A 4,998-nucleotide genomic window follows, 5' to 3' on the forward strand; every position below is an offset into this window, starting at 1 on the left:
CTACTTCGAGAACAGCGGCCTGCCCTTCGTCATCGCCCTCAACGGCTTCGACGGACACCAGCCCTACCAGCCCGAAGAAGTCCGCGAGGCCCTCCAGATCGGCCCCGACACCCCCATCATCACCACCGACGCCCGCCACCGAGGCGACGCCAAGAGCGCCCTCATCACCCTGGTGGAGCACGCGCTGATGGCCCGCCTCAAGTAGAAGAGCTCTTACGGAAGTTGTCGTAGAGATCTTGGGGGCGGCCTGTGTCCTTTGACACGGTCCGCCCCCGTGTTCATAACATTTCGACAGAGAATTGGGCCCTCACGGACACCCGACGCATCCGACCGGTACCACAGCGCTCACATGAGCCCCGCCATTTGACGGGGCTCGCTCTTTATGCCCGTTTTATCTGAGGCCTGCGCCACGTAAAACCGCCCGTTCAGGCTGTTTGGAACGGACACCCTTCACGTGCTGCAATTCATGAACTCCCGAGTAGTACGGCCCTGAACGAAACACGGCACAACGTAGGTGCCGACGCCGAGAGGTTGTTGGTCGAGTGAGGCGAAGCAAGGAAAGCGCCGCGGAGCAGCAGGCGCGGGGCAACTTCACCCCGCCGCCGCGCATCGTGGCATCGCCTGCGGACGAGCCCGGAACCCCCCAGGCCAGCGCCAAGGCGGGCAGTTCCAGCAAGCTGTCCCCGCGCAACTGGCGGGTGCCCACCCGCCTGAACGCGATCCTGCTCATACCCGCGCTGGTCGGCCTGGTCATGGGCGGCTTCCAGGTCAAGGGGTCGATCGACACCTGGCAGGAGGCGCAGGACGCCGAGAAGACGGCGCTCATCGTGCGCGCCGCCGCCGAGTACGGCAACGCCCTGCTCAACGAGCGCGACCTGACCGCCGCTCCGCTGCTCGCGGCCAAGACCGCCGAGCAGCGCGACACCGACGAGGTCCGCGACGCGTACGCGGCCACCGACGCCGCCAAGGTCAAGTTCGACCAGGCGATCAAGGACCTGCCCTCGGGTCAGGGTCTGGAGCGTCGCCTCGACCTCTTCCAGCGCGAGGAGCCGAAGCTCGCATTGCTGCGCCAGGGCGCGTACACCCCGGCCCTGGACCCGGTGCAGACCCAGCTCGGGTACACCGGCGTCCAGCACTACCTGATGGAGTTCTCCAACGAGCTCGGCCTGGGCACCGGCAACGTCACCAGCTACGGCCGTACCCTCTACGCCGTCCAGCTCGCCAAGGCCGCCGAGTCGCTGCAGCGCTCCATCGGCACCCAGCTCCTGGTCCGGCCCAGCAAGGACAAGGCCGTCTTCGGCGAGCAGTCCGTGGCCTTCAAGTCGTACAACTACCTGGAGCAGATCGCTCTCGCCGAGTACATATCCGGCGGCACCGAGGCCGACGCCACGCGGCTGAAGGACGTCATGACCGCGAAGGCGACCGAGGGCGGCAAGAGGCTGCAGGCCGCCGGCCTGAACCCGCCGAGGGGCAAGCAGGACGGCTCCGTCTTCACCGGCATGGCCACCGCGATCGGCAACGCCGGCGACCCGGGCGAGATCAAGGACCTGAAGCGGCAGGACATCACCGTCCAGACCTGGATGGGCGCCGCGACCGCCAAGTTCGACGGCTACAAGACCGTCGAGGACGAGCTCGTCGACAAGGCCGTGACCGAGGCCTCGAACATCTCCGACGAGGCCGCGACCGACGCCTACCTCAACGGTGGCATCGTCGTGATCGCGCTGCTCGCCGCCTTCATCATCGCCGGTCTCATGGCCCGCCAGATGAGCCGCGCGATGCGCGAGCTGCGCACCGCCGCCTTCGGCATCGCCGAGCAGCGCCTGCCGATGCTGGTCGACCAGCTCTCCCGTACCGAGCCGGGCCGGGTCGACACCCGTGTCCAGCCCATCCCGATCGACACGCAGGACGAGATCGGCGAGGTCGCCCGGGCCTTCGACCAGGTCCACCGCGAGGCCGTCCGGCTCGCCGCCGAGCAGGCCATGCTCCGGGGCAACGTCAACGCGATCTTCACCAACCTGTCGCGCCGCAACCAGTCGCTGATCGAGGGCCAGCTGACCCTGATCACCGACCTGGAGAACAACGAGGCCGACCCGGACCAGCTGGAGAACCTCTTCAAGCTGGACCACCTCGCGACCCGTATGCGCCGCAACGGCGAGAACCTCCTGGTCCTCGCCGGCGAGGAGCCGGGCCGCCGCTGGGACCAGCCGGTTCCGCTGGTCGACGTCATGCGCGCCGCCGCCTCCGAGGTGGAGCAGTACGAGCGCATCGAGCTGGCGGGCGTGCCGGACGCCGAGATCCACGGCCAGGCCGTGACCGACCTCGTGCACCTGCTCGCCGAGCTCCTGGAGAACGCCACCACGTTCTCCTCCCCGCAGACCAAGGTCCGGGTGACCGCGACCCGTCTGCCCGACGGCCGCGTCATGGTCGAGATCCACGACAAGGGCATCGGCCTCACCGCCGAGGACTTCGCGGACATCAACCACAAGCTGGCCAACCCGCCGACCGTGGACGCCGCCGTCTCGCAGCGCATGGGCCTGTTCGTGGTCGGCCGGCTGGCCGACCGGCACGGCGTCCGCGTCCAGCTGCGTCCCTCGGGCGAGCAGGCCGGCACCACGTCGCTGGTCATGCTCCCGGACGCGATCACCCATGGTGGCGGTGGCGCGGATCTGCCGCAGGACGACTTCACGGTCTCGCAGATCATTCCGCAGCAGTCCTCCATCGCGCAGCAGCCCTCCTACGAGGTCGCCCCGATGCGGACCGCGGCCGAGCTGGGCTTCGACGACTCGCGGTACGAGCAGGTCGACGAGCGTCAGCTGGACCCGGTCAACCGCTCGCTGATGCGCGAGGAGCGGCGTGCCCAGCTGGAGGCGCAGACGCACGGCCAGGAGGGCGACCGCCCGCTGTTCCGCGACGAGGCCGGCTCCGCGCACCAGGGCTACGCGCCGCAGGACCAGGGCCAGCAGTACGGCCAGGACTACGGCCAGGACTACGCCGCCGACTACGGGCAGCAGGCTCCGCAGCAGGACGGCTACGCGTACCCGCAGCAGGGCTACGAGGGCTACGACCAGTCCGCCGGCGGCTACCCCGAGGCCGGCTATGCGGAATCGTCGTACGAGCCTCAGGAGCAGGGCGGGGCGCAGTACGACAACTCCTTCGAGCCCCAGCCCCACCAGGGCGAGTGGGCCGACCAGGGTACATACCAGGGCGACTACGAGCAGCCGTACCAAGCGGAAGCGGAATCTGCTCAGGGCGCTCCCGAACGGGGCCACGACCGCGTAGGCTTCGACCGTCCGGGCCCCACCCCGAACGCTGGCCACGCGATGACCGACGCCGGTCTTCCGCGCCGCGGCGGCGCCGCGCCGCGGGCCTCGCAGCCGCAGCAGTCGCCGCAGCAGCAGGCCCCGCAGGCACAGCAGCCGCAGCAGTCGCAGCCGGGGCAGCAGAACGAAGCCGACGGCACCGACGGTTGGCGCTCGACGAACGACGAGCGCTGGCAGCGGGCCGAGAAGCTCCGCGATCCGAAGGCGGGCGGGGTCACCTCGTCCGGTCTTCCGCGGCGGGTTCCCAAGGCCAACCTGGTCGAGGGGACGGCGGAGCAGACCCCGCAGGGCGGCCCTCAGGTCTCCCGTGCGCCGGAGGACGTGCGGGGCAGGTTGAGCAACCTGCGCCGCGGCGTTCAGCAGGGTCGCACCGCGGGAACGGACACGAACGGATCGGGCCTCGGCCCGGGTAATACCTACAACCAGGAGCGTTAGTGTGAGCCCGATGAGCCAGGCGGCGCAGAATCTGAACTGGTTGATCACCAACTTCGTGGACAACACCCCCGGGGTGTCCCACACGGTGGTGGTCTCCGCCGACGGACTCCTGCTGGCGATGTCCGAGGGCTTCCCCCGGGACCGTGCCGACCAGCTTGCGGCCGTCGCCTCCGGACTTACCTCGCTGACGGCGGGCGCGTCCCGCATCTTCGAGGGGGGCGCGGTCAATCAGACCGTCGTGGAGATGGAGCGCGGCTTCCTCTTCATCATGTCGATCTCGGACGGCTCCTCGCTGGCCGTGCTCGCGCACCCGGAGGCCGACATCGGCCTGGTGGGCTACGAGATGGCGCTGCTGGTCGACCGGGCCGGCACCGTCCTCACCCCGGATCTCCGTGCGGAGCTCCAGGGCAGCCTGCTCAATTAGAACTGTTCTCAACCAGCAGACAGACTGTGCGTTTCACGCCACCGCACCATAAGGTGCGGTGGCGCGGTTCCACAGGGACATGGACCGCGACGGCAGTCGGAGGAGGAGACGTGGGAACACCCCCGGGCGGACGCCCCTATGACGGTTTTGATGCTCATCAGCCGCTGGGAGAGACCGCGCAGAACCGGTTCAACTTTCCCTCCGCACCGAGCAGACAGGGCGGCCAGCCCTATCAGCAGCAGCCGCCGCAGGCCCAGCCGTACGCCCAGTCGGTACCGCAGCGCCGGGCGGAGCCCTCGCCGCCGAGGAGCAACAACAACAACCCGCTGGTGCGTCCTTACGCGATGACCGGCGGCCGCACCCGGCCGCGTTACCAGCTCGCCATCGAGGCGCTGGTCAGCACCACGGCCGATCCGTCCCGGCTGCAGGGGCAGTTGCCCGAGCACCAGCGGATCTGCCGACTGTGCTTCGAGATCAAGTCCGTTGCGGAGATCTCGGCGCTTCTCTCCATTCCTCTCGGCGTTGCCCGGATCCTCGTCGCCGACCTGGCGGAGGCCGGCCTCGTCGCCATTCACCAGCCCGGCGGCGACGAGGCCGCGGGCGGCCAGCCAGACGTGACACTGCTCGAAAGGGTGCTCAGTGGACTTCGCAAGCTCTAGCGGCGGCGCGGCCCGTTCAACCACCAGCGCGAAGATCGTGGTGGCGGGTGGCTTCGGCGTGGGCAAGACCACGTTCGTCGGCGCCGTCTCCGAGATCAACCCGCTGCGCACCGAGGCCGTCATGACGTCTGCTTCCGCGGGCATCGACGACCTCACGCAC

At 69.2% G+C, this 4,998-nt stretch carries 3 protein-coding genes and 2 pseudogenes; all 5 read left to right on the plus strand.

Going from position 1 to position 4,998, the window contains the following annotated elements; translation table 11 throughout:
* Nucleotides 1-205 (plus strand): annotated as a pseudogene (locus VIU94_RS19075) (ATP-binding protein); the annotation flags it as partial.
* 337 nt (nt 206-542) lie between these two features.
* Nucleotides 543-3,755, plus strand: a complete 3,213-nt coding sequence (locus VIU94_RS19080; protein ID WP_331913033.1) for a sensor histidine kinase — start codon at nt 543-545, stop codon at nt 3,753-3,755.
* Between the two features lie 10 nt (nt 3,756-3,765).
* A complete protein-coding gene (locus tag VIU94_RS19085) occupies nt 3,766-4,179 on the plus strand; it encodes a roadblock/LC7 domain-containing protein (protein ID WP_026057603.1) in 414 nt (137 codons plus the stop codon).
* Nucleotides 4,180-4,289: 110 nt separating this feature from the next.
* A complete protein-coding gene (locus VIU94_RS19090; RefSeq protein WP_331913034.1) occupies nt 4,290-4,838 on the plus strand; it encodes a DUF742 domain-containing protein in 549 nt (182 codons plus the stop codon).
* Nucleotides 4,819-4,998: pseudogene (locus VIU94_RS19095) on the plus strand (ATP-binding protein); the annotation flags it as partial. The gene VIU94_RS19090 and the pseudogene VIU94_RS19095, both read left to right, overlap by 20 nt.

The sequence above is a fragment of the Streptomyces sp. genome, assembly GCF_036566765.1.
Taxonomy (GTDB): Bacteria; Actinomycetota; Actinomycetes; order Streptomycetales; family Streptomycetaceae; genus Streptomyces.